Source organism: Nocardiopsis sp. TNDT3 (assembly GCF_003427465.1).
GTDB classification, from domain to species: domain Bacteria; phylum Actinomycetota; class Actinomycetes; order Streptosporangiales; family Streptosporangiaceae; genus Nocardiopsis; species Nocardiopsis dassonvillei.
The window spans coordinates 1-1,721 of record NZ_QPFC01001401.1; the positions used below are offsets into that span (position 1 = coordinate 1).

General features: G+C 74.0%; 2 pseudogenes. Both read right to left on the bottom strand.

Annotated elements, in window-relative coordinates:
• Positions 1–725, bottom strand: a pseudogene (locus tag DQW06_RS28240) (protein kinase family protein); the annotation flags it as partial.
• 15 nt (positions 726–740) lie between these two features.
• Positions 741–1,721, bottom strand: a pseudogene (locus DQW06_RS28245) (WD40 repeat domain-containing protein); the annotation flags it as partial.

Sequence of the window (1,721 nt, forward strand, 5' to 3'; positions counted from 1 at the left end):
GCGGCCGACGGCACGAGCACACGCCTCCGGGGCCGCCGCCCGGTGGCGGACGCCCCGCTCTCCCGTCCCGCCCCGGTCCCCGCGAGCATCCGCACGAGTTCACGCGGAGTGGGCCGCAGGTCCGGATCGGGGTGCAGGCAGCCGTCGATCACCTTCCGGAACCGCAGCGGGGGTCCGGCGTCCCCCGCGGCGGCGGACACCAGGACCGCCCAGTGGCGCACGTCCTCGGCCGCCGCACCGGACGGCGCCGCCGAGAACGCCCCCGCGAGCCTGGCGCCGTCGGAGGAGAGCAGGACGTCCTCCGCGCGCAGCGGCCCGACGGACACCCCCGCCTCGTGCAGGTCGGCCAGACCGGCGGCGAGCGCCGTCGCCACGGACGGGAACTCCTCCGGGAGCAGACCGCCCCCGTTCCGCTCGACACGGTCGGCGAGGGTCTCCTCGTCCCGGCGCGCGAACGCGGCCCAGGGCACCGCGCCCCGGGTGTCGGCCCCGACCAGCCGGCACACGTACGGGCTCCTCAGCTTCCGCAGGGCCTCGACCCGGCGCGCGAACTCGCCGCGGAACAACGGGTCGGTGGCGCTCCCGGGACGCAGGAGCACGACCATGGCGGACACACGACCGCCGGTCCCGCCCGCGTAGCGGTGGGCCGTGTCGTCCGAGCCGAGCCTGCCGAGCAGCCGGTGGGGTCCGATGGCGGGCGGGTCGTGCGGGTGCAGGGGGAGCATCCCGGTCCTCTCCGATCAGCCGAGTTCGGCCAGGACTTCAGCGGTCGCGGCGTCGACGACGAGGACGGTGGTCGCCTCCCGGGGCAGCACGGCCAGCACCTCTCCCGCCGGGTGCGCCGCCAGGGTCCGGTTGTCCGCCTCGCCCGCCCCGTCCGTTCCGGACGTCACCTCCTCACCGGTGGAGAGGTCCCAGGTGGTGCGCCGTCCGCTGGACCCGGTGATGAAGTTGGCGCCGTGCAGCAGGTGGAACCGGTCCGTGCCGGGTGCCACGACGAGTTCCTCGGACAGGTAGGGCGGCTCGCCCTCGGGGCTGAAGAGCCGTGGTTCGGTTTCCGTCAGGTAGTTGATGTGCACGACCGCCTCCGGATTGGCGGACAGGTAGAGCAGGTCGCCCTCGTCGTTGGGCAGCGCCACCGAGCCCGGTTCGGCCCCCAGGACTCCCTCCCTGCGGAACACCTCGCGTCCGGTCGAGGTCTCCAGCACCGCGACGAAGCTCCCCTGGTTCAGGGCGAGGTGCTCGCCGTCCGGCGAGTAGGCGGCCCAGCCGACCGCCTCCTCCCAGATGTCGGTGACCGCGCCCGTCTCCAGGTCGATCCTGCGGGTCCCCCCGGGACCGATCGTGACCTCCCCGCCGTCGGGGGAGAACACCACGGGCTCGTAGGCGAGGAGGCCGACCAGGTCCGGAAAGTACATGGTCCGCTCCCCGCTGCGCAGGTCGAAGACGTGCAGGCCGCCCTCGGTGGACAGGTAGGCGAAGCGGCAGCCGTCCGGGCTCACCGTCGGCAGACCCGCGAAGTCGGGCAGGGATTCACCGACGAAGGCGACCTCCTTTCCCGCCTCCCAGTCCCACAGGGCGACCCCGGTGGGATGGGACACGGCCAGCAGTTCGCCCTCTGCCACGAACGCGAGACGGGGGAAAGAGGCCATGTCGAGGTCGTAGCCGTCCTCTCCGGGTATCTCCAGCCTCTCCCGGGCGGCCTCCGCGTACTCCGCCGC